This is a genomic window from Arthrobacter sp. USHLN218, assembly GCF_037144715.1.
Classification (GTDB): domain Bacteria; phylum Actinomycetota; class Actinomycetes; order Actinomycetales; family Micrococcaceae; genus Crystallibacter.
In genome coordinates this window covers 488,113-509,708 of the sequence record NZ_JBBCYT010000004.1, presented here as the reverse complement: position 1 = coordinate 509,708, position 21,596 = coordinate 488,113, and the positions used below count along the sequence as shown (strand labels likewise).

Sequence of the window (21,596 nt, the reverse complement as noted above, 5' to 3'; positions counted from 1 at the left end):
GAAAGTGTGACTGCTTACACCGTCATCAATCCCGCCACCGGCGAACTGGTCGAGGAATACCCCGCGGCCACTGATGTGCAGATCCAGGAAGGCCTCGCCGCCGCCTACAAAGCATTCAATCTATGGCGCACCAGTCCCGTGCCAGACCGTGCCCGGCTGCTCGGCCGCGTCGCCGACCTGTACGCGAAGCGACGCGATGATTTGGCTGCCATCATCACCCGGGAAATGGGAAAGCCCATCGTTCAGGCGCAGATTGAGGTCGACATTGTCGTGTCGATTTACCGCTACTATGCGGAGAACGGCCCGAAGTTCCTGAAAGATGAGGAACTTGAGGTCGCTGTCGGCGGCAGGGCGCTGGTCCGCAAGGAGGGACTGGGCGTGCTGCTGGGCATCATGCCCTGGAACTTCCCGTACTACCAGGTGGCCCGCTTCGCCGCACCGAACCTGATGAACGGCAACACCATTCTGCTCAAGCATGCCCCCCAGTGCCCCGAGTCGGCTCTGGCCATGGAACAGATCTTCCTCGACGCCGGCGCGCCCGAGGGCGCGTATGTGAACCTTTTCGCCACTAACGGGCAGGTCGCCGACATCATCGCCGACTCCCGGGTGCAGGGCGTCTCCCTGACCGGATCCGAACGCGCCGGTTCCGCCGTGGCTGAGATCGCAGGACGCCACCTGAAGAAGGTCGTGCTGGAGCTCGGCGGCTCCGATCCGTTCCTGGTGCTGGACTCCGCGGATGTGGATCTGGCCGTGCAGCAAGCGCTCTTCGGCCGGTTCGGCAATGCCGGGCAGGCGTGCAACGCCGCCAAGCGCATCATCCTCACCGAGGCCGTGCATGACGAGTTCGTGGAGAAATTCACCGCTGCCGTCTCCGGCGTTGTTGTGGACGACCCGGCCAAGCCGGACACCTTCATGGGGCCGCTGTCTTCCGTCGCCGCCGCCGAGGGGCTTTCCGCCCAGGTGGACGACGCCGTCGCCAAGGGCGCCACGGTGCTCGTCGGGGGCACCCGGATGGACAAGCCCGGGGCCTGGTTTCAGCCGACTGTCCTGACCGGAATCACCGAGCAGATGCGGGCCTTCTCGGAAGAGCTTTTCGGCCCGGTCGCGGTGCTCTACAAGGTCTCGTCCGAGCAGGAGGCAGTGACTCTGGCCAACAATTCGGCCTACGGCCTCGGTGCCGTCATCCAGGCCCGCGACATGGAGCGGGCGCAGGCGGTCGCCGCGCGCCTCGAAACCGGAATGGTTTACATCAACGAGGCACCCGGCACCGCGGCAGAACTTCCCTTCGGCGGGATCAAGCGCTCCGGCGTCGGCCGGGAACTCGGCAAGTACGGCATGGAGGAGTTCGTCAACCGCAAACTGGTCAAGCTTCCTGCCTGACCTTCCCGGGCGCGACGCTTCGACGGCGGCGGGCGGGGTCCAACGGAACCCGGCCTGCCGCCGTCATGCTTTTCCACGCCACTTCCTATGCCCTGTTGGCATGGCTTTCCCTCCTTTTAGGTCTTAGACAGCATATGTGAGGGACGCCATACTCGAAGGAACGAAACTTCCCTCGCCCACCGACCACCGAAAGGAACCCGCATGCCTCTATCTGCGGACCTAGCCAGCACCGAAAACCTCTTGGCTGACCGCGTGCGCACCGCACGGCCCTCCGAGGTGCGGAAGGTCTTCCGTGCAGCCCAGAAGCCGGGCATCATCTCCTTCGCCAATGGTGCACCCTATTTGGGAGCGCTGCCCTTCGAACAGTTGGCGGCTGCTGCCCAGCGCATCCTGTCCGACAACGGTCCCGTGTCGCTCCAGTACGGTGCCAGCCAGGGCATCGCGGAACTGCGCCGGCACATCTGCACCCTGATGAAGCTGGAAGGAATCGTTGCCGCTCCGGATGACGTCATTGTCACCTCCGGAAGCCAGCAGGCCCTGGACCTGGCGGCACGTATCCTGGTCAACCCGGACGATGTCATCTTCGCCGAGGCCCCCTCCTACGCGGGCGGCATGGCGGTCTTCACCGGGTACCAGGCGCAGATTGTGCACGTTCCCATGGATGCCGACGGGCTGATTCCGGAGGAACTGGAACGGGCGATCGCTGAGGTCCGGGCCTCCGGCCGCACAGCCAAGGGCCTCTACACCATCCCCAACTTCCAGAATCCCGGGGGCGTGAATTTGTCGGTGGAGCGCCGGCGCCGGGTGGGGGAGATCTGTCGGGACAACGGACTGTTGATTTTCGAGGACAACCCCTACGGTTTGCTGGGCTTCGACGGGGCCACCCTGCCGGCGATCCAGCCGGATTTTCCCGACATCACCATGTATTTCGGGTCCTTCTCCAAGATGATCGCCCCCGGCCTGCGGCTTGGCTGGGTCCTGCCCCCGGCAGCCCTCCACCATCACTTCGTCAACACTTCGGAGACCACGCTGCTCAACCCGCCGGTGTACAACCAGCAGCTGCTCAGCACTTACCTGGACGACCCGGCATGGCAGGACAAACTGAACGAATACCGAAACATTTACCGGGAGAAGTTCACTGCGCTGGTCGAGACCCTGGAACGCGTCATGCCGGACGGCACCAGCTGGAACCGTCCGACCGGCGGCTTCTACCTCTGGGTAACCCTGCCTGACGGCATCGACGCCGAAGCGCTGGTCTACGAGTGCATCGAGCGCGGCGTGGTCTACGTTCCCGGGACCGCCTTCTACACCGACGGCAGGGGCCGCAATGAACTGCGGCTGTCTTTCTGCCTGCCGACCGTCGACGAGATCCGCGAGGGCGCGGCCCTCATGGGAGAACTGTTCACCGCGGCGGCAGGATCCGCCGCCGCGACGAAGGTTGCTGCAGGATGACCGACTACAAAGCCAGGGCCGAGGCAGCGCTGGACCTCACGCTGGAGCGCATCCTGTCCTTCAGCCACCGGCTGCACGAAAACCCCGAAGCCGGCTGGGAAGAAGTCAAAGCCTCGACCTGGCTCGCCGAAGAACTTCGCGCAATCCCCAACGCACGCGTCACCCACGGCCTGGGCGCGCTGCCGACCGCGGTACGTGCGGAAGCCGGAACCGGCGAACTCGTCCTGACCGTCTGCGCCGAATACGACGCCCTGCCCGGGGTCGGGCACGTCTGCGGCCACAACATCATCGCCTCCGCCGCCCTGGCCGCCTTCACGGCGCTGGCCCCGATCGCGGACGAACTGGACATCACCGTCCGGCTGCTGGGCACCCCCGCCGAAGAGAACGGCGGCGGCAAAATCGTCATGCTCGAGCAGGGCGACTTCGACGGAACCCATGCCGCCATGATGGTCCACCCCGGCAACGTCGACGAATCGGAAATGCACCCCTTCGCCTGCTCCGGATTCCAGGTCAGCTATCAGGGCCGCGCCGCCCACGCATCCGCGAGCCCGCATGAAGGCATCAACGCCCTGGACGCCCTGACCGTGGCGCTGACCGCCATCGGGCTGGCCCGCCAGCAGCTGGAACCGGGACAGCAGATCCACGGCAGCGTGGACAGCGCCGGCACCGCCCCGAACATCATTCCGGAGACCGCTTCCGGCAAGTGGATGGTACGCGCACACGACGTGGCTTCGCTTCAGAGGGTCACCGCCGTGCTGCACCGGTGCCTGGACGCCGGGGCAGTCGCCACCGGGGCCACACTGAAGATGGAACAGGTGGGCCGCACCTATGCCGACATGCGCAACGACCCCGCCATGGTCGACCTGTTCACGGCCAACGCAGCCCGGCTGGGCCGGACGATGCGACACAACAACAAGCGTGCCGGATCCACCGACATGGCCAACGTCTCCCACGCCTTTCCCTCCATCCACCCGATGATCAGCCTCGGCGACGGATGTCCACCCATCCATAACGAGGCCTTCGCCCGCTTCGCCGCCTCACCCTCCGGCGACCTGGCAGTCCGCGACGGCGCCCTGTCCATGGCCTTCACCTGCATCGACCTGGCAACCGACCCGCAGCAGCGCAACCGGCTGCTGGCGCGCTGACCTTCTTCGTCTTCACCAACTCCCTCCGCATTCCTCTCACCGAAGGAACGAGGCTCACCCATGCCCGCACACAGCTCTACTACCTCCGCCGCTCAGGCGGTCCAGACCAAATCCAGCCCGGCCCGCACCCTCTTCGGCATCGGCGTCGGCAACGCCCTGGAATGGTACGACTGGGCCATCTATGCCTCCTTCGCGCCCTTCTTCGCCGGGCAGATCTTCGACAACTCGAACCCGGTGTCCGCGATGCTGGCGACACTGGCTGTCTTCGCCGTCGGATTCGTCGCCCGGCCCGTCGGCGGGTTCTTCTTCGGCTGGCTGGCCGACCGCAGGGGTCGCAAACTCGCAATGACGCTGTCCGTCGGCCTGGCCTCGCTCGGCAGCCTGATGCTGGCGCTTGCACCGACCTTCGCCGCCGTCGGAATCTTCGCGTCCGTAATGCTGCTGATGACCCGCCTGATCCAGGGCCTCGCCCACGGCGGCGAGATGCCCGCCGCCCAGACCTACGTCTCCGAAGCAGCACCGCGGCAGCACCGCGGCCTGTGGTCCAGCCTGATCTATTTCTCCGGCACCACCGGCATCCTCTTTGGCATGCTGCTCGGCGCCGTCCTCACCCTAGTCCTGTCCCAGCAGGACATGCTCGCGTGGGGCTGGCGCATCCCGTTCGCCCTTGGCGCAGTGTTCGGCCTGTACGCGCTCATTATGCGGATCCGCATGCGTGAAACCCCGGCCTTCGAACAGGCCCAGGCACAGGAAGCGGCATCCGGCGTCCGGCACGAATCCTTGTGGCAGCAGATGGTCCGCGTCCGCCGTCAATCGCTGCAGATCATCGGCCTTACCGTGGGCCTCACCGTCTGCTACTACTCCTGGGCCGTCACCGCCCCGCTGCAGGCCGTCACGCTGCACGGGATGGACCGCGGCACCGCCCTGTGGGCGAGTCTGGCAGCAAATGTCGTATTCATCGCCGTCCTGCCGCTCTGGGGAAAGCTGTCGGACCGGATCGGACGCAAGCCGGTCCTGATCATGGGCGCGATCGCCCCGGCGGTGCTGCACTTCCCGATGCAGGCGATGATCGCCGGTGACTTCTGGTCGCTGTTCGTGCCCTCCCTCATCGAGCTGGTCTTCCTGGCCGCCGGCGCCGCCATCAGCCCGGCTGTCTACGCAGAACTGTTTCCCACCAGCGTGCGGACCCTGGGCGTCGCGGTTCCCTACGCCTTCGTCGTCGCGATCTTCGGCGGCACCGCTCCCTACCTGCAGACACTCTTCGCCAGCCTGGCGATGCCCGCGGCCTTCGGTATCTACACCGTGATCCTGCTGGTGATCTCTCTGCTCGTCATCATCCGCCTGCCTGAAACCAAGGGCATCAGCCTCAACTAGCAGTCAGCCCTAGCTCACCAGGAGACCTCCATGAGCCAATCCGAAAACCAGCCCGCAACCGCCGTGAAGCCCGCAGCGACGCAAACCACTGCCTACGTCGAGCGCGGTGACGACGGCTACCGCAAGACCATGTCCAACTTCCAGATCCAAATGATCTCGATCGGCGGCGCCATCGGAACCGGCCTGTTCCTGGGCCTGGGGTCACGGCTTCACGCCGCGGGGCCGGCGCTGTTGCTGGCCTACGCGGCCACGGGCGCCGTGGCCTACCTGCTGATGCGCGCCATCGGGGAACTGGTCATGCACCGGCCCACCACCGGATCCTTCGTATCCTGGGCACGGGAGTTCTTCGGGGACCGCCTGGCCCACCTGACAGGTTGGATCATGGTGATCCTCGGCTCGCTGCTCGGCATCGTGGAGGTCGCCGCCGTCTCCGTCTACGTCCAGTACTGGTGGCCGGAAATTCCCGCCTGGATCCCCGCGCTGGTGGCCTGGTGCCTCATTGTCGGATCCAACCTCTTCTCCGCCCGGATGTTCGGTTTCATCGAGGTCGGCGCGAGCTCCATCAAAATCATTGCGCTCCTCCTCTTCATTGGCGCAGGAATCCTGCTCGTTCTCGTCGGCGGACCCATGGGCCTGCCGACCGAGGCCAGCGTCACGAACCTGTTCAACGACGGGTTCTTTACCAATGGCGTACTGGTCGTAGCCCTGGTCAGTCAGGGCGTCGTCTTCTCCTACTCCGGAGTCGAACTCTCGGCTGTAGCCGCCGGCGAGGCCAAGGACGCCCGCAAGGTGATGCCCAAGGCCATCCGCAGCATCGTCTTCCGCATCGTCGTGTTCTACCTGGGATCCGTACTGGTCCTGTCCATGCTGCTGCCGACCAGCAGGTACAGCGCCGAGGAGTCGCCGTTCGTTACCGCGCTGGCCGCGTTCGACATCCCCTGGCTGGGAGCCGTGATGAATTTCGTCGTCCTCACCGCCGCGGTCTCCGGCATCAACGCCACGCTATATGCGACCGTTCGTGCCTTGCGGACGTTGGCTGCCAACGGCGAGGCCCCGCGCTTTGCGGAGAAGGTCAACCGCAGGGGAGTTCCTGTCGGCGCTCTCGCCGGCATCGGCGGTTTTTACTTCCTTGGTGTGCTCATGACAGCACTCTTTGGCGGTGCCTCCGTCTTCGAACTGGCGCTCGGCGCCTGCGCGGTGTGCATCCTTATCCTGTGGATCACCATCTTCGCCTGCCAGTTGCGATTGCGGCAACACCAGGACACCGGCAGGCTGCCCTCCGTGGACTTCCGAATGCCAGGCGCTCCACTGACATCCTGGATCGGCATCCTCGCCTTAGCCGCCGTCTTCCTGTCCATGGTGCTGCCCGGCAGCAGTGAAACCTGGTGGCTGAGCCTGACCGGAACCGCGATCCTGCTGGCCGCCATCACCGTCGGCTACGAAATCAACCGGCGGAGGCCCTCTAAAGCCCGACCATCCGTCGTAGGGCAGTGATCGACCTGGAAAGTCGAACTCGCGGAGCAAGCGCAAACGTACAGGCTTCCGAACTCTGGAAGTCTGTACGTGCTGTGCGGGCGCTCGGAAACTACAAGGGGAATGAAACAAGACCTACGAGGCCGCAACGGCCGGCCTCTGTGAGATGCGTACCCGGAGGGCCAGAACTTTCTCAGACGCGCAGGCTCTTATTTGAGACGGCTGCTGCGGCTAGTCACATTCAAAAGCCGATAATTGTGACTATGTCGACCCGGGTAATTCCTGGCCGCACCAACATGGGTGGCGGGGCGGAGCGTTCGGGAATACTCAAAGGGGACAGCAACGAGATGCGGTACGACTGGAACTCAGGGGCCCAGTACCTCGTGCGGGCCCATGCGTAAGTTCTCCGGTTTTGCCGTCGCGTTACGGCACCGGCTTATGCGGTCGCACACCCGTGTCGCGTCGGATCCATAGCAACGCCCATTTTGTAGAGGGTCTTTACAGGCTAACTACTTAGATAGACAATCTAGTTATGAATATTTCGGCTTCTGATCCGCCAACCTCTACAAGAGCGGACTGGCCAAGCGACTGGCTCCGGGCCACACTCGGGTTCCTTGCCCTCCGCGCGCTCTCCGCCGGGCCTTCCTATGGATACGCGATCATCAGCGAACTCGAGCGCCATGGGTTCGGCACCATCAAGGGCGGGACCTTGTACCCGCTCCTCACCCGTTACGAGACTGCCGGCCTGGTGACCACGGAATGGCGGGCCGGGGACGGCGGTCCGGGCCGCAAGTACTTCGCACTGACCGATGGGGGCCGCGCCGAACTCACCCGTCTGAGCGCTGACTGGCTCCGTTTCGCCGACACCAGCACCCGCTACCTCGACGCCAAACGGCCCACGAAGGAGATCTCCGCATGATGCAGCAAACCAGCGATAAGAAGTGGTTCGATGAACTCGTCATGGAGCTTCGCCTGCGCCAAGTGCACGGGAGCGCCATCGGTGACGCCGTCGCCAGTGCCCGCGAGCTCCTCGGTGATACCGGCCAACAGGCCGAGGAAGCGTTCGGGCCCGCCCGGGACTACGCTGCCGCGCTTGACCTCGCGTCGGCACCAAAACGTGACTGGGTACGAAAAGCACTCTGGCCGTCCCTGCTTGGACTTCTGGCCTTCTTGCTCTTCAACCAGGCGGTGGTGTCCTGGGTGCGATCCGAACCGCTGCTGGTCTCACCTGCGCAGCTGGTCCTCCTCGCTACCCCCGCCGTGCTCGTGGCCTTCCTCCCGCTTTATCTGGAGGCGGTCATCCGGCGCATTTGGGTCTGCATCGGAATCAGTGCCGTCTGCGCGCTGGCAGGCCTCCTCTCCGCCGTCGCGACCCCTGCCAGCCGGGCCGAAGCATGGCTGGCGATCGACCCGCTGCCGTGGCTCGTCGGCAGCGCCCTGGTCATGGTCGTTCTTTCAATCATGAATACGATCCGGTCGTCCCACTCGGAAGACGACAACGACATCACCGATCCGCTCTCCGGGACGACGGACAGCACCGGAAGAAGTGCGGCGGTAATGCTGCAGGTGACAAACTGGCTGTTCCCGATACTCGCCCTGGCCATGCTCGGCCTCGCGCTGACATTCAGCTAGACAGACGGGCGCTTCTAATACCTCGCTGCTTCGAGGACTCCTTGGCCTTCTCGCAATATCTGCCTTAGCAGGACGGGGCGGCTACTCGGTGATTTCCAGGCGATAGCGCATCAGCGCTTCGGCAAAATCCGCGGCCGGCTGGCTTAGTGCGTCGAATTCCCGGGCCACGAGCAGGGCCTGGCGCTGAGCCCATGGTTCGTTGAGGGGAAGTGTTCCGGAGGCCGGTATGCCCAGACGCCGTGCCGTGCCGCTGGGAACGATGGCCGGTCCGGCGCCTGTGCTTGCCACGGCGCAGACCGCAGCCAGGGACGGCAGCCGGACCCGGTAGGACGGAACCAGGTCCAGCCGGGAAGCTTGGCTTTCGATGAGGGTCTGCAGCGGGTTTCCTTCTGTGAGCCCGATGAGCGGGCTGCGGAGCACTTCCTCAAGGTGCGGGCCGCTAGCATTCCCGCCGTCGTCGCTGTTTGTGCCGGGGGTCGGGGCTCCGATGACGACGAGGCGGTCGTCCCAGAGTTCGCGTGTCTGGTATCTGTCACGCTGGGGCGTTGCCGAGACGACGGCGATATCCGCCGTGCCGGCGGCGACCTGTCCGAGGGCGGCGTTGCTGCTGGTCTCGGTGAGGACCACGGTGGTGTCGGGAAAGCGGGCTAGCGCGGCGGCCAGGAACTCGGTGAGGGTGTCCACGGCCGAGCTGTTGCTGGCCAGGCGGATTTCGTGGCGTAGCCCTCGGCTGTGCGCGGCCATCCTTTGTTCCAGCTCGCGCGCTTCGGCGAGCACGCGCCGGGCATGCTCGGCCAGTACTTCCCCTGCGGCGGTGGGGGAGACTCCGCGTCGGCTGCGGTGCAGCAGCTCCACGCCGTGCCAGCGTTCCAGAGCGCTGATCCGGGTACTGGCGGCCGGCAGGGAGAGATTGCGGCGGAGGGCCCCGGCCGTGATCGAGCCCGAGTCGATGACTTCCACGAACAGCGCGAGGTCGCCCAGGTCTCCGGCCATCAGTTCCCTGCCTTCGGATTTTTGGAAGGTTTCTTTCGATTCTACAAGCCCACTGTCCGCTGTTTCCTGTCAGTATCGACCCCGTAGCTTCTACATGATTGAAGGAATGGCCGGACTTGTTGGGACGGCAGTGAGTGGAAAGGCGGGCTGCGGTGGGCTTCGATGACCTGATGACGCAGGGCGGGGAATGGCTGGCCATCTTCGGTGCCGGTTTCTTTGCCGGCGCCATCAACGTCGTGGTGGGATCGGGCACCCTGGTGTCTTTTCCGGTGCTGGTGCTGCTGGGCTATCCGCCGGTGGTGGCAAATATGTCCAATACGATCGGTCTGGTGCCGGGCAGCATCTCGGGCGTGATCGCCTACCGCAGAGAGCTTCTGAGGAGGAGTGCCGTGATCCGAGTGCTGCTGCCCGCCTCTGCGGTGGGAGGCATTGCCGGTGCGCTTGTCCTGCTGGTCCTGCCCGCCGGGGTGTTTTCCGCCGTCGTCCCGTGGCTGATCGGCATCGGCGTCGGGCTCGTGCTGCTTGGCCCGGCCCTGAAGCGCGCCGTCACCGACCCCGCCCCGGCCGGTGTCCGTGCGTCCGTTTTGCCCACGTCTCCCGGAGCGGGACCGGTTGTACAGGCGATGGATACAAGACGGACAACCGTCGCCGGCCCGCTCCACGCCGTGTTCGCGACGAAGGCCGCTCTACTCGTTGCCGTCTTTGGTGCGTTTCTGCTGGGCATCTACGGCGGCTACTTCGGTGCGGCGCAGGGCATCCTGTTGATCGGGCTACTCGGAGTGCTCTCGCAGCTCGACCTCCAGGAGCTCAACGGGATCAAGAACCTGGTTGTCCTTGCCGTCAACCTGATCGCCGCGGTCGTGTTCACCATCGTTTCGCCGGGCATGATCGACTGGGTGCTGGCAGGGCTCATCGCCGCCGGCGCAGCGTGCGGCGGGCTGGTCGGCGGGCGGTTCGCCAAACGGCTGTCCCCGCGGCTCCTGCGCACCTTGATCATTACCGTCGGCGTGGCCACGATCGTCTTCATGATTGCCACCAACTGACCGGCGGGCCTTGTGTTCTCTGGAAGCCCGGTGGGCGGTTGTCGCGCCGGCGACGGTGTCAGGAGCAACTGCTGAAGGACCGCGCTCCGGGGACACCCGGGACGCGGCCCATGTGCGCTGCTGGTGGCCGTGCACCGAGCGGGTCCCGCCTCAGCGGCGGGCGGGGAGGATCGTCGTCGTGACGGCCACGGCCTGCGGCGTGCGGGGGACGGAACTGAAGCCGAAGTGCACGGGCGGATCCACCGGCGCGAGGGGCCCGAGGCCGGCCCCGTTCCAGCTCGCCGTGGCGCGCTCGACGCCACGGATGGAGCGCACGCCATAGTACTCCCGACGTCCGCCTCCGGCGGAGCCGGCGGTGGCCACCCCCGGGAGCACGATCCCCGCGGCGCGGTTCACGGCCGTCAGCCACGCCGGGTGGACGGCGATCCGGGCGGGGACCAGCTGCAGCATCCAGCCCAGCGCTGTCACGGGGCCCAGGTCGGCGCGCAGCTCCAGCGGGCCGCCGGATACGCGGAGGACCAGTGCGGCGGTCCCGGGTTCGTTCCCCGGTTCCGCGCTCCGTTCCCCGGCCGGGCCCAGGCTGGCGTCCAGCGGCGCCACCACCACCTCGTCGAAGCGGTAGGTAGCGGAGACATAGTCGGCGACCGCCCGATTGGGGGCCAGCAGCGTCCTCAGCCCGTCGCGGTCCTCGGCCATGACGTCCGTGAAGGCGCCGAGCGGCGAGTCCATCCAGTGCCCGACCACCAGCCGGCGACCCGCGCCGGTGCCCAGACCCGCGATGAACCCTGTAAAGCGTTCCATCCGGCTACCGTACGGCTCCGGCGGGCCAAGCCGCACGTACGACGTGGTCGGGGACGACCGACAGGGGCCTGCGGGAATACCGCGTGCTGTATTCCCGCAGGCCCCTGCCTCCTCGCCGTGGAAACCTTTCCTTAGCTGTTCGATCCAGAGCAGCTACAAACGGCTAGGCATCGATCACCATATCGGTGCGCGCGGTCGAGCAGCAGGGCAGGAACTTGCCCGCATCGATTTCGCGTGCCCGGATTCCGCCCTGGTGGTTCATGTCGACTTCCCCGGAAAGCTTGACGACCTTGCAAGAGCCGCACATGCCTTCCTTGCAGTTCGCACCGATCCTGACGCCCGCGCGCTGGGCCACCTCGAGGATGTGCTCGTCGGGGTCAATCCGAACATTGATGCCGGTACGCATGAAGGACAGGGTCAGGCTTCCCGTTCCCACGGTGTCAAAACTCGAGGCATCAGAAGAACCGGGCTCTTCTCCCGCATCCGAACTGCCGTCTTGGGAGCCGGGCGCGTCCGGGTCGAAGGTTTCCAGCGGCAGCCCCGTGGCCTTCAGGGTTCCGTCGGCGTCGTAGCCGGGTTCGTAGAGCCCGAACGCGCTGGGCTGGCTTTCATAGTAATCCTCGGCGGAATCTTCAATTTCCTCCGCGATTTCCTCGGCAATGTCCGCTGCAAGCGCGATCTCTTCCTGGTACTCAAGAAGTGTCTGGCGATCTCCCGAGAAGAACTCCATGTAGATGGAGGTGTCGTCGACGCCGACGTTCTTGAGGAGCTCGGTGGCGCTGTTCAGGTAACCCTCCGGACCGCAGGCATAAACCTGGCGGCCATTGGCGTCGGGAGCCACCTCGTCGATCATGGCTGCCGTCAGCCTTCCGCTGAGTCCTTCCCACCCTTGGGGTTTGCTGCGGTCGCCCAGTGAGTAGAAAACCTTGACGCGCGAGTCCACGGAAGCGATGTAGGCCAGCTCCCGGTGGAAGGCAAAGCCTCCGGCCTCCGCTCCGTGGTAGAGCACCACCACGTCGGCGTGTCCGGGCAGGGAGTGGATGGTACGCAGCATCGACATGATAGGGGTAATGCCGGCGCCGGCGGCCAGGAAGAGGTACCGTGCCCGCCGGTCGGCGTCCGGCAGGTGGAAAGCCCCGACCGGCCCCAGCATGTCCAGGACCGTGCCGGGTTTGACGTTCTCATGAACCCACGGGGAGACGAGCCCGCTGGGGTCGCGTTTCACGGTGACGTTGAAGGTCCACGGCTCCGTGGGCGAACTGGACAGCGAGTAGCTGCGGTCCACCGGATCCTTGTCCTCGCCGCTCACAGGAAAGGCGATGTTCACGTACTGGCCCGCACGGAACGCCAGGGGCGCACCGTCGCAGCGCCGGAATATGAAGGTCATCATGCCGCCCGCCTCGGGAACGGTCTCGACACACTCAGCCATGAACTCCTGCGGATACCAGGGACCCAAGGCGCGGGCGGCGCTGGCAGGCCCTTCCGTGCTGCCCATCACCCTGTTCCACGGCATCTCAAGACCACGGATGCGCTGTGGTTCCGGGATTACCGTCTCGGTGAGAAGCTCAGTCATGCCAAGTGCTCCTGTACGCGCTGCACGTACCAGTTGATGAACGCCTCGACCTGGTATTCGCTCTTCATGTACGGGCCGGGCTCGTAGGCGGGGCTGCCGGCACCCTTCTGGCACAGCTCCACGAACGCCTTGTCCTGCAGGTTTGTCTGCTTCCAGGTGTAGGTGAGTTTCTCCAGGTCGTAATCGACGCCTTCCTCGGCGTCGTCAGCCACCAGCCAGGTGGTGCGTACCAGCGACTGGTGTTCGTTGATCGGGAAGACGCCGAACGTGATGACGTGGTCCCCGAGAAAATGGAACCAGCTGTTGGGCTGCAGGTGCATCGAGCAGCGGCCAAGGCGGAAGTCCGGCAGGTCGCCGAGCAACTTCTTGGAAAGCCGGCGCCCGTCGGCCGAGAATGATTCGCCCTCTCCGTCCAGTGATTCACGTGAGATGCGGATTCCCGCGATGCGCGTGTCAAGCTCCTCGACCACCTCGTAGGGCAGGCCATAGCGGCGGCAGCGCTCCTCAAGGGAGGACTGGGCGTCCTTGTTGCGGTCCCACACTTCCTCAAGGTGGGGCGGAATCAGGCCCTCGGTCAGGCCCCACGTCGGGAAGAGGGAGCAGGCGAGTTCGGGGTGGCCGTCGCAGTGGTAGCACTCACGGTTGTTCTCCATGACGAGCTTCCAGTTGCCCTCTTCGATGATGTTCTGCTGGTAGGCGATTTTCGTCTTCGACAGATCGTGGGGGGCGAGGTAGGGCTCAAAGATCTTTGAGGTTTCGTCGAAGTCCGCCGGCGGTTCGTCCGCAATGCAGACAAAGATGAGTCCGGCGACCATGCGGCTGTGGGCGCGCTTGAGGGCGAAACAGTTCTTGTCGAACTTCGCTTCTCCCGGTGACGAGGCGTGGATCAAGTCGCCGCTGGGCGAGTAGGTCCAGGAGTGGTAGCCGCACACCAGGTTTCCGGTTGAGCCGGCGGACTCAGTCAGGACGCGGGCGCCGCGGTGGCGGCACACGTTGTGCAGGACGTTGACGTCGCCGTCGTCGTTGCGCAGCACGATCAGGGAGTAGGGTCCGTAGTCGACGGTGACGTAGTCGCCCGGCTCCGGCAGTTCCGCGACGCTGGCGGCAAAGATCCAGTGCTGGCCAAAAATGGCCTCCATGTCGATCTTGAAAATCGTCGGGTCGGTGTAGAAGGGGGCGTCGAGGGAATACCCCGTGCGGCGGAACTCAAACAATTCGGTGATCTCAGCCAGCTGGTCGGCAGGCAATGATGAAGCGAGTTTTCCACGTGAGTTGAGGGGCACGTTCACTGGAGCGGACATTTTTTCTCCCGGGAGGACTGGAAGTGTGCGATTTGTGGGGATTGCGGAATTAGCGGAGGTAACCGGTGTATGAGCAGGCGGGCGGTGAAGACTTGGGGTCAGCCTGCATAGCTGCCGAAACATCGCCCAGGGATGCTCTCACCGCAAGCGTCTCCATGCTCAACCCTCCATACGCGTATTACGCAACGACAATCATGATGTGCAACAGCGTGACGTATCCCACGGGTAGGTGTCAAGGGTTTTAATGACGCGCTCCGAGGCCGGATAGATACCTGACTTTGCAGTGTGCGCAGGTGCGACAGTATGGGACGCTAAATGGCGCAACTTCCCTCCCCATCAGAGGGACTCAGGTTATGGCGATTCCGCCAAGCAGCGGCAGCTCACCGCCGTCCAGGCTGAGTCTCGGAGCGCGGAGGAACGCGCTGGGTTCCACAACCGCGTGACCAAGGCACGGGGAGGGCGGACTCGTGCTACGTCTGATATATCTAGGATGCGACCGGTCACCGGCCCGCTGGATTGAGGGAAAGGCCCGGCACTGTGGAAGCGATGAGTACCGTCGGCCGGACCCGGGCGGAACATGCGTATCTCGAACTGCGCCAGCGGATTATCGACATGCGTCTGCCGCCGGGGGCGGCCTTGGACGAAGAAGCCCTGATGACCGAGCTGGGCGTGGGACGGACGCCGATGCGCGAGGCCGTCAAACGGCTGGAGTCCGATCGCATGCTCACGGTCTACCCGCGCCGGGGCACCATCATTGCCGACGTGAACATCCGGGACCTGAAGGCGATTTCGGACGCCCGCCGGGTGCTAGAGGCCTTCGCCGCGCGCCGGGCAGCCGAACTCGCCACGGACGAGGACCGGCAGCGCTTGAAGGAATGCCTGCGGGAGCTGGCGGCAACCGCGGAGGAATCCAACCGGACCTCGATCCACCTGGACGAGCAGATCCACCGCACCGTGTATGCGGTCATGCGCAACAGCTATGTGGAAGCGACGCTGATCCAGTACTTCAGCCTCTCGCAGCGGATGTGGAATTTCGTCCTCGCCGGGCTGGCGCCCATCACCGGGCACGTGCGGGAACACGAGGCGCTGCTGCAGGCCATCATCGACGGCGACGCGGATCGGGCCGCGTCCTTGGCCGAGGAACACGTCACGCACTTCGAAGGGCTGGTACGCAGCGCTCTGTAGCCTGCGTACCAGCCCCGCAACGGCTGCGGCCTCAGGACCACAGGTCCAAGGAAGCAGCCGCTGCACCGCTTAGGCGCGGATCTTCTTCATTTCCGGATCGACCAGGGGCTCGGGCACCACGGTGGCGTCGATATGCCGGCCGAAGTACTCGATCTGCACGGTGTCGCCCTCGGCCACGGTGCCGGGCAGCCAGGCGTAGGCCACCGGCTTGCGGACGGTGTGTCCATAGGCGGCGCTGGTGATGTAGCCGGCCGGCTGCCCCTCCACGTACACCGGTTCCTTGCCCAGCACCATGGAGGTGCCGTCGTCGACGGTCAGGCAGCGCAGCCGGGTGGCCGGGGGCTGGGCGCTGCGCTGTTCCAGGGCCTGCTTGCCGACAAAGTCCTCCTTGTTGGCCCGGACGGCGAAGCCGAGGCCGGCCTGGACCGGGTCGTGTTCGGTGTCCATGTCGGTGCCCCAGGAGCGGTAGCCCTTCTCCAGCCGCAGGCTGTTGAACGCGCTGCGCCCGGCCGCGATAACGTTCAGTGGTTCGCCGGCGTCCCACAGCGCGTCCCAGAGCCGCTGGCCGTACTCGGCGCTGGTGTAGATTTCCCAGCCGAGCTCGCCCACGTAAGACAGACGCATCACCCGAACGGGGATGCCGGCGATCGTTGTGCTGGCGGCGCGGAAGTATTTCAGGCCGTCGTTGGACAGGTCCTGCGGGGTGAGCGGCTGGACCAGGTCGCGGGCGCGCGGGCCCCAGACCCCGATGCAGCAGGTGCCGCCGGTGGTGTCCCGAACCTGGACCCACTGCTGCGGGTCCGCCTCGGCCTGCGCGGCTGCCTGCCGGGTGATGTAGTCCAGGTCCAGTCCGCCGTTGGCCCCGATCTGGAAGAGGGAGTCCTCGATCCGGGCCACGGTCAGGTCGCTCTTGATGCCGCCGGCATCGTCCAGCATCAGGGTGTAGGTGACCGACCCGATGCTCTTGTCCAGCTGGCCGGTTGTCAGGCGCTGCAGCAGCGGTAGCGCGCCGGGGCCGGAAACCTCCAGCCGTTTGAGCGCCGTCATGTCGTACATCGCCACGTTGGTGCGGGTCGCGTAGGCCTCCACCGCGGCGATCGGGGAATCGAACTTCGCCGACCAGGCGTCCCGGGCCGGGGCCTGCCACTCCTGCGGCAGCGTGTCCAACAGGCGTGCGTTCGCTTCGTACCAGTGCGGACGCTCCCACCCGCCGCTTTCCAGGAAGAACGCCTCAAGTTCGGTCTGGCGCCGGTGGAACGGCGAGACCCGCAGGTTCCGCGGCGACTGGCGGGGTTCGAGCGGGTGGCGGATGTCGTAGATTTCGACGAAGTTCTGCTGCGAGGTCTCGAGCACGTAGTCGTCCTGCACCTGGATCTCCTCGAAGCGGGCGACGTCGAGCTCGTGCAGGTCGGTCTCGGAGCGGCCGGTGACCAGCAGTTCGGCCACGGACTTGGCGACGCCGGCCGAATGGGTGACCCAGACGGCCTCGGCGATGAAGAAACCCTTCAGGTCCCGCGACTCGCCGACCAGCGATCCGCCGTCGGGGGTGAAGGAGAAGATGCCGTTGAACGCGTCGTCGATCTCCGTGTTGTTCAGGGCCGGCAGCAGCTGGCGGCAGGCCTTCCACGGCTGCTCGAAGTCTTCGGCGGTGAAAGCCAGCCGGGAGGGCATGGCGTGTTCGGTGATCCGGTCGGCTGAGGGAAGTTCGTCGTAGCTGACGGGAATGGGCCGGTGGGCGTAGGAGCCGATGCCGAGCTGCGTGCCGTGCTGGCGGAAGTAGAGGTCTTCATCCTGGTGGCGCAGGAGGGGCAGCGACGCGTTGTTGCCGGTGCCGGGGACCGGGCCGGATTCCCAGGTCAGTCCATGCACCGGCGTCGTGGTCACGTACTGGTGGGCCAGCGGCACCAGCGGGACGGGCATCCCGATCAGATCGCCGACGGCCGGACCCCAGAATCCGGCGGCCGAGACGACAATGTCAGCGGGGAACACGGTGTCGCCGGACCGCACGCCGGTGACCCGGCCCGCGGCGCGTTCGACGCCGGTGACCGGGGTGCCGCCGATGAACCGGGCGCCGCGGGACTCGGCTCGTTCGCGCAGCAGCTCCACGGCGAGCAGGGACGAGGCGAGTCCGTCGGTGGGAACGTACAGGGCGCCGAGGACGAGGTCTTCGTTGATGAGCGGGTGCATGGCCTTGGCTTCGGCGGCATCCACAACCCGGGCGTCCAGCCCCCACGAAGTGGCGAAGCCGCGGCGGCGATGGAGCTCGGCCAGGCGTTCGGGACTGGTGGCAACTTCCAGGCCGCCGACCGGGTTGAAGGCGCTGGCGCCGCCGCGGGTCAGTGAGGCCAGCTTGCTGCCGGTGTAGGCAGCCAGCTCAGTCATGGTTTTGGACGCGTTGGTCTGGAAGACCAGGCCAGGGGCGTGCGACGTGGAACCGCCGGTCAGCGGGATAGGGCCTTGGTCGAGGACGGTGATGTCCGTCCAGCCTCGTTCGGTCAGCTCGTCGGCGAGGTTGGCGCCGACGATGCCGGCTCCGATGATCACGACGCGGGGTGATTGCATGATGGGGCCTTTCGAGGGTACGTGGGTTCCCGAGAGCCGCTGGCGGCGGGACGGGCCGGGGCGGATGGTTAGGTGAAGAGGATAGTTCGGTGGCCGTTGAGCAGGACGCGCTTTTCGGCGTGCCAGCGCACGGCCCGGGCCAGGGCCAGCGCCTCGGCATCCCGGCCGATGGTGGCCAATTGATCGGGGCTGAGCCGGTGGTCCACCCGGATGACTTCCTGCTCAATGATCGGGCCTTCGTCCAGGTCCGCGGTCACGTAGTGCGCGGTGGCGCCGATCTGCTTGACCCCGCGCTCGTACGCCTGGTGGTACGGGCGGGCGCCCTTGAAGCCGGGCAGGAAGGAATGGTGGATGTTGATTGCCCGCCCGGCGAGCTTGCGGCACAGGTCGTCGGAGAGTACCTGCATGTAGCGGGCCAGCACCACCAGGTCGGCCTGGTACGCCCCGACGAGTTCGAGCAGCCGCGCTTCGGCGGCCGGCTTGGTCTGCGCGCTGATCGGCACGTGGACGAAGGGCAGGCCCGCCGCTTCGGCCATGGGGCGCAGGTCTTCGTGGTTGGAAACCACTGCGACCAGGTCCGCGGCCAGGCTTCCGGTCTGCCAGCGGTAGATCAGATCGTGCAGGCAGTGCCCGAATTTCGAGACCATGACCAGGACCCGTGGCCGGGTGCCGTCATGGAACGTGTAGTCCATGCCGAACTCGGCCGCGACGGGCGCGAATTCATCCGCCAGGACGCCGGCGTCTACCGCTTCCCCGGCGGAGAAAGCCGTGCGCAGGAACAGCCGTCCGTCCACGGTGTCGTCGAACTGCTGGTGTTCGGTGATGTCGAAGCCGTGTTCCACCAGGAAGCGGGAGACGGCGTGGACAATACCGCTGCGCTGCAGGCAGGACAGGGTCAGAACCCCCGCCGGCCGGGGCGGGCTGCCGGCCGCCTGTGCGGCCGGGCGGGGGAGGGTGAGGGAAGTGCTCATGGCGTGTGGTTCCTCCTTGGGGATCAGGGCGAAGTCGTGACGGCGTTGTTGCCCGGCAGCGAGGCGCCAGCCATAGTGGAGCCCGGCGGTCCGGTCCGACTGAACATACAACTGATATATAAGGGACGGTAGTGTTCCGCCCTCTAGCTGTCAACGGTTTTTTCGCGGCATTGCTCTCCGGCAGTTTGGACGCGAGGGAATGTGTAAACCTATCTTGCCTTTGCGATGCCGTATCTGTCCGAAAAATTAGGCGCCGATAAGTGCCGCTGCACCGGACTTTTCCGGGCCGCCGGTTCATGCGCCCGGTCTTCACACGCTTGACATCACTCTGTGGCGTGGCTCACCGTTGTGTAGGGCGAATCGTGTTGCGCCAAGCGCAACTGCCCCCTCGAGCCGCCAGTTCATGTCAGGAGCATGATGAAGACCTTTGCCTTTGTCGGTTCGTCCCTTGCGGTCCTCTCAGCCGCCCGCGGGGCCCGCTTCGAGAGGTTAGAAGGCACACTCGTCCTGGCCGCCGACGAGCCCCACCGTCCCTGCGGCAGCCTCCCGCTGAGCAAAGATTTCCTGAACGGAAAGTTCGCCGAGGGCCACAGCTTCACCGTCTACCACCGCGGGGACGGCCCCGTGGGGATGGTCAACGGCGCCCCGGCGAGGCTCTTCGCCAAGCGGCGCCGCGATGTCGAGCGCTCCCAGTGCGCCCGCGGCACGGAGACACACGGCGCGCCCCTGAACTAGGCGCTGCCCTCGCCACCATCCTGACCTTTCCCCTTTCATCCCCACCCGAATAGGAGAAGAAATGACCACTGCACCTAGGAAGACCGAGGCCGCCAAGGGCGGAGTGCAGATCTTCGACAGCTTCATCGCGACCCTGCCGGGCTCGGCATACGTCGAACCTCCTGCCTGGCAACACGGTGGACGGCCGCGCCTGAACAGGAGCGAAAACTATGAACGCTGAACCTGGACAGGAAGTGGCCGAGCCCAACGCCCAGGGAGCGGCCTCCGGCCGCACCCGCATCACGTTTCGAAAGCGCCGCCTAAGGGTCGGCGACGTCAACGTCGTGGACAAGCCCATGCTGCGTCGGGCGGTCGGGGGAACCGTCGTCGGCAACACGATGGAGTGGTACGACGTGGGTATCTTCGGCTACCTCATCACCACGATGGGCCCGGTCTTCCTGCCGGAGGCGGACAGAGTGGTCCAGACCCTCTTCCTGTTCGGGACCTTCGCCGCGACGTTCGTTGCGCGGCCCCTCGGAGGCATCTTCTTCGGATGGCTCGGCGACCGGGTAGGCCGGCAAAAGGTCCTCGTAGCGACGCTCACCTTGATGTCCGCCGCGACGTTCTTCCTCGGCCTCCTGCCTAGCTACGCGACGATCGGAGTTTGGGCCGCGGTGCTGCTGATCGCGATCAAGCTCCTCCAGGGTTTCTCGGCGGGCGGCGAGTACGCCGGGGCCACGACCTTCGTGAGTGAGTACGCCGCGGACAAGCGCCGGGGCTACTTCACGAGCTTCCTCGACATGGGCTCGTACCTGGGATTCGCGGCCGGTGCCGCCCTCGTCTCGGTCCTCCAGCTCACGCTCGACCAGGCTGCAATGGAAGAGTTCGGCTGGCGCATCCCGTTCCTCGTGGCGGGACCGTTGGGAGCGATTGCCATCTACTTCCGCCTCCGGATCGAGGAGAGCCCTACCTTCCAAGCGGCCCTCGACGCCCAGGAGCGGCTGGCGAACGAGCGCATTGCCAAGGATGAGACCGCGGCGCGGGGGCCGCTCGCCGTCCTGCGCGCCACCTGGAAGCCGATCCTGGTAGCGATCATCGTCGTGGCGGCCGCGAACACCGTCGGCTATGCTCTGACGTCCTACATGCCTACCTACCTGACCGAGTCAAAAGGCTACGACGAGGTTCACGGTACCCTCCTGACCATCCCGGTCCTCCTTGCCATGAGCCTGTGCATCCCGTTCGCGGGCAGGCTCTCTGACCGGATCGGACGCCGGCCCGCTCTGTGGATTGGCGCCCTAAGCACGGTCGTCCTCGCGATGCCGGCCTTCCTGCTGGTGGGCATCGGCACCGTTCCGGCCACGCTCACGGGGCTGGCGATGCTGGCGTTCCCCGTGGCGTTCTACGTGCCCATCCTCGCCTCGACACTGCCGGCCCAGTTCCCGACCGGCTGCCGGTACTTCAGCATGGGCATCGCGTACAACCTTGCTGTGGCGGTCTTCGGCGGCACGACCCCGCTGATCATTGATGTCCTCATCCAGGCCACGGGCAACGACATGATGCCGGCGTACTACCTCATGGGCACCTCGCTGGTCGGCGCCGTCGCAGTGCTGTTCCTGCGCGAGTCAGCGGGTCGCCACCTCCCCGGGTCGATGCCGAGCGTCGACACGCTCGACGAGGCACGCGCCATCGTCGCCCATCAGGAGGACGACCCGCGCATCGATCTCGAGAGCATGCCGCTCACCGACGTTCCCGTCGCCGTGAGGCGCGACGGCGCGGCGGCGCAGCTGCCGCTCGACGACCCGAACGCCCTCGAGGCGGCGCAGCGGGAAGGGGTGGACCTCGAAGCGACCCTGCTTGAGGCACAATCGTGCGAAGAGCAGCCTGTGGCCTCCGGGCTGTCAGGGGCGGCCTTGAGCCCCATAAAGTGAGTGGACCGGACGCTCAGGAACGACCCTGAGCGTCCGGACCTCCAGTTAGGACTTCAGTCATCTCTTCAG

General features: G+C 65.8%; 19 protein-coding genes. 13 read left to right on the top strand and 6 right to left on the bottom strand.

Annotation, left to right across the window (positions count from 1 at the left end; all coding sequences use genetic code 11):
• Positions 1-6 precede the first annotated feature (6 nt).
• From WFH44_RS12205 to WFH44_RS12170, 8 genes are all read left to right on the top strand, one after another.
• Positions 7-1,380 carry an NAD-dependent succinate-semialdehyde dehydrogenase gene (locus tag WFH44_RS12205; protein ID WP_336714132.1) on the top strand — a complete coding sequence of 458 codons (1,374 nt, stop codon included), beginning with the start codon at positions 7-9 and terminating at the stop codon, positions 1,378-1,380.
• A gap of 201 nt (positions 1,381-1,581) precedes the next feature.
• Positions 1,582-2,832, top strand: coding sequence for an aminotransferase-like domain-containing protein (locus WFH44_RS12200; RefSeq protein WP_336714131.1), 1,251 nt, complete (start codon positions 1,582-1,584; stop codon positions 2,830-2,832).
• Positions 2,829-3,977, top strand: coding sequence for an amidohydrolase (locus tag WFH44_RS12195; protein ID WP_336714130.1), 1,149 nt, complete (start codon positions 2,829-2,831; stop codon positions 3,975-3,977). The genes WFH44_RS12200 and WFH44_RS12195 overlap by 4 nt, the downstream gene beginning before the upstream one ends.
• A 60-nt stretch (positions 3,978-4,037) precedes the next feature.
• Complete coding sequence (locus WFH44_RS12190) at positions 4,038-5,351, top strand: MFS transporter (protein WP_336714129.1); 1,314 nt, start codon at positions 4,038-4,040, stop codon at positions 5,349-5,351.
• 30 nt (positions 5,352-5,381) lie between these two features.
• Entirely contained in the window at positions 5,382-6,845 is a 1,464-nt protein-coding gene (locus WFH44_RS12185; RefSeq protein WP_336714128.1) for an amino acid permease, read from the top strand.
• Positions 6,846-7,087: 242 nt separating this feature from the next.
• Positions 7,088-7,225, top strand: a complete 138-nt coding sequence (locus WFH44_RS12180) for a hypothetical protein (protein WP_336714127.1) — start codon at positions 7,088-7,090, stop codon at positions 7,223-7,225.
• 131 nt (positions 7,226-7,356) lie between these two features.
• Positions 7,357-7,743, top strand: a complete 387-nt coding sequence (locus tag WFH44_RS12175) for a PadR family transcriptional regulator (protein ID WP_336714126.1) — start codon at positions 7,357-7,359, stop codon at positions 7,741-7,743.
• Positions 7,740-8,456 carry a hypothetical protein gene (locus WFH44_RS12170; RefSeq protein WP_336714125.1) on the top strand — a complete coding sequence of 239 codons (717 nt, stop codon included), beginning with the start codon at positions 7,740-7,742 and terminating at the stop codon, positions 8,454-8,456. The genes WFH44_RS12175 and WFH44_RS12170 overlap by 4 nt, the downstream gene beginning before the upstream one ends.
• A gap of 81 nt (positions 8,457-8,537) precedes the next feature.
• Here WFH44_RS12170 and WFH44_RS12165 read toward each other — a convergent pair whose 3' ends face one another.
• Positions 8,538-9,449, bottom strand: coding sequence for a LysR family transcriptional regulator (locus tag WFH44_RS12165; protein WP_336714124.1), 912 nt, complete (start codon positions 9,447-9,449; stop codon positions 8,538-8,540).
• A gap of 152 nt (positions 9,450-9,601) precedes the next feature.
• Here WFH44_RS12165 and WFH44_RS12160 point away from each other — a divergent pair, with 152 nt between their 5' ends.
• A complete protein-coding gene (locus tag WFH44_RS12160) occupies positions 9,602-10,492 on the top strand; it encodes a sulfite exporter TauE/SafE family protein (protein ID WP_336714123.1) in 891 nt (296 codons plus the stop codon).
• A 150-nt stretch (positions 10,493-10,642) separates the two neighbouring features.
• Here the strand turns inward: WFH44_RS12160 and WFH44_RS12155 are convergent, their stop codons facing one another.
• The 3 genes from WFH44_RS12155 to WFH44_RS12145 all read right to left on the bottom strand — a co-directional run bounded on the left by WFH44_RS12155 (position 10,643) and on the right by WFH44_RS12145 (position 14,167).
• Positions 10,643-11,293: a hypothetical protein gene (locus WFH44_RS12155; RefSeq protein ID WP_336714122.1), complete on the bottom strand. Its 651-nt coding sequence runs from the start codon at positions 11,291-11,293 to the stop codon at positions 10,643-10,645.
• A 163-nt stretch (positions 11,294-11,456) separates the two neighbouring features.
• Entirely contained in the window at positions 11,457-12,866 is a 1,410-nt protein-coding gene (locus WFH44_RS12150; protein WP_336714121.1) for a ferredoxin reductase, read from the bottom strand.
• Positions 12,863-14,167, bottom strand: coding sequence for an aromatic ring-hydroxylating oxygenase subunit alpha (locus tag WFH44_RS12145; RefSeq protein WP_336714120.1), 1,305 nt, complete (start codon positions 14,165-14,167; stop codon positions 12,863-12,865). Before WFH44_RS12145 ends, WFH44_RS12150 begins: the two co-directional genes overlap by 4 nt.
• A gap of 546 nt (positions 14,168-14,713) precedes the next feature.
• Between WFH44_RS12145 and WFH44_RS12140 the strand changes: the two genes are divergently transcribed.
• On the top strand, positions 14,714-15,352 hold the full coding sequence (locus tag WFH44_RS12140) for a GntR family transcriptional regulator (RefSeq protein ID WP_336714119.1): 639 nt from the start codon (positions 14,714-14,716) through the stop codon (positions 15,350-15,352).
• Between the two features lie 69 nt (positions 15,353-15,421).
• On the opposite strand, the gene WFH44_RS12135 is transcribed toward WFH44_RS12140, so the two are convergent.
• Together WFH44_RS12135 and purU are read right to left on the bottom strand one after the other, a co-directional pair.
• Positions 15,422-17,917, bottom strand: coding sequence for a GcvT family protein (locus tag WFH44_RS12135; RefSeq protein ID WP_336714166.1), 2,496 nt, complete (start codon positions 17,915-17,917; stop codon positions 15,422-15,424).
• 65 nt (positions 17,918-17,982) lie between these two features.
• Positions 17,983-18,885, bottom strand: a complete 903-nt coding sequence (purU, locus tag WFH44_RS12130; protein WP_336714118.1) for a formyltetrahydrofolate deformylase — start codon at positions 18,883-18,885, stop codon at positions 17,983-17,985.
• Between the two features lie 414 nt (positions 18,886-19,299).
• On the opposite strand from purU, the gene WFH44_RS12125 reads away from it, so the two are divergent.
• The 3 genes from WFH44_RS12125 to WFH44_RS12115 all read left to right on the top strand — a co-directional run bounded on the left by WFH44_RS12125 (position 19,300) and on the right by WFH44_RS12115 (position 21,527).
• Positions 19,300-19,620 (top strand): hypothetical protein, encoded by a 321-nt coding sequence (locus WFH44_RS12125; RefSeq protein WP_336714117.1) that lies wholly within the window; start codon positions 19,300-19,302, stop codon positions 19,618-19,620.
• Positions 19,621-19,681: 61 nt separating this feature from the next.
• Entirely contained in the window at positions 19,682-19,840 is a 159-nt protein-coding gene (locus WFH44_RS12120; RefSeq protein WP_336714116.1) for a hypothetical protein, read from the top strand.
• Positions 19,830-21,527, top strand: coding sequence for an MFS transporter (locus tag WFH44_RS12115; RefSeq protein WP_336714115.1), 1,698 nt, complete (start codon positions 19,830-19,832; stop codon positions 21,525-21,527). The genes WFH44_RS12120 and WFH44_RS12115 overlap by 11 nt, the downstream gene beginning before the upstream one ends.
• Positions 21,528-21,596: the final 69 nt, after the last annotated feature.

Coding starts and splice junctions, on each gene's coding strand:
- WFH44_RS12200 (WP_336714131.1), top strand. CDS start 1,582: ATGCCTCTATCTGCGGACCTAGCCAGCACCGAAAACCTCTTGGCTGAC.
- WFH44_RS12195 (WP_336714130.1), top strand. CDS start 2,829: ATGACCGACTACAAAGCCAGGGCCGAGGCAGCGCTGGACCTCACGCTG.
- WFH44_RS12190 (WP_336714129.1), top strand. CDS start 4,038: ATGCCCGCACACAGCTCTACTACCTCCGCCGCTCAGGCGGTCCAGACC.
- WFH44_RS12185 (WP_336714128.1), top strand. CDS start 5,382: ATGAGCCAATCCGAAAACCAGCCCGCAACCGCCGTGAAGCCCGCAGCG.
- WFH44_RS12180 (WP_336714127.1), top strand. CDS start 7,088: ATGTCGACCCGGGTAATTCCTGGCCGCACCAACATGGGTGGCGGGGCG.
- WFH44_RS12175 (WP_336714126.1), top strand. CDS start 7,357: ATGAATATTTCGGCTTCTGATCCGCCAACCTCTACAAGAGCGGACTGG.
- WFH44_RS12170 (WP_336714125.1), top strand. CDS start 7,740: ATGATGCAGCAAACCAGCGATAAGAAGTGGTTCGATGAACTCGTCATG.
- WFH44_RS12165 (WP_336714124.1), bottom strand. CDS start 9,449: ATGGCCGGAGACCTGGGCGACCTCGCGCTGTTCGTGGAAGTCATCGAC.
- WFH44_RS12155 (WP_336714122.1), bottom strand. CDS start 11,293: ATGGAACGCTTTACAGGGTTCATCGCGGGTCTGGGCACCGGCGCGGGT.
- WFH44_RS12150 (WP_336714121.1), bottom strand. CDS start 12,866: ATGACTGAGCTTCTCACCGAGACGGTAATCCCGGAACCACAGCGCATC.
- WFH44_RS12145 (WP_336714120.1), bottom strand. CDS start 14,167: ATGTCCGCTCCAGTGAACGTGCCCCTCAACTCACGTGGAAAACTCGCT.
- WFH44_RS12140 (WP_336714119.1), top strand. CDS start 14,714: ATGAGTACCGTCGGCCGGACCCGGGCGGAACATGCGTATCTCGAACTG.
- purU (WP_336714118.1), bottom strand. CDS start 18,885: ATGAGCACTTCCCTCACCCTCCCCCGCCCGGCCGCACAGGCGGCCGGC.
- WFH44_RS12125 (WP_336714117.1), top strand. CDS start 19,300: ATGATGAAGACCTTTGCCTTTGTCGGTTCGTCCCTTGCGGTCCTCTCA.
- WFH44_RS12120 (WP_336714116.1), top strand. CDS start 19,682: ATGACCACTGCACCTAGGAAGACCGAGGCCGCCAAGGGCGGAGTGCAG.
- WFH44_RS12115 (WP_336714115.1), top strand. CDS start 19,830: ATGAACGCTGAACCTGGACAGGAAGTGGCCGAGCCCAACGCCCAGGGA.